This window comes from Rhodococcus sp. SB1D (assembly GCF_048573875.1).
Classification (GTDB): domain Bacteria; phylum Actinomycetota; class Actinomycetes; order Mycobacteriales; family Mycobacteriaceae; genus Rhodococcus_F; species Rhodococcus_F qingshengii.
Genome location: NZ_JBMAIQ010000047.1, coordinates 1 through 339, shown reverse-complemented (window position 1 = coordinate 339; position 339 = coordinate 1). Strand labels below are relative to the sequence as shown.

The 339-nt window shown below is 63.7% G+C and carries 1 protein-coding gene; it reads right to left on the bottom strand.

The window, feature by feature from the left end; genetic code table 11:
* Positions 1–339: ATP-binding cassette domain-containing protein (locus tag ACN50D_RS31270; RefSeq protein WP_419970265.1), on the bottom strand; the 339-nt coding region annotated here is incomplete at both ends.

The window sequence follows — 339 nt, the reverse complement described above, 5'->3', positions numbered from 1 at the left end:
CCCGACCAACCCGAGCACCTCGTCGACGCGGGACTTCGGGATCCCGTTCGAAGCAGCCATCCACTGCAGATGTGCACGCGCACTGCGATTGGGGTGCACCCACTTCGCATCCAGCAACGCGCCGACAGTCCGCAACGGCGTCTTGAGCTCGCGGTACGGCTTGCCCTCGATCAACGCCGCACCCGACGTCGGCTGATCCAGACCCAGGATCATCCGCATCGTCGTCGACTTACCTGCACCGTTCGGGCCCAGGAAGCCCGTCACGATGCCCGGCTTGACCGTGAACGACAAATCGTCCACCGCTTTCGTCGGTCCGTAAACCTTGGTCAATCCCCTCAG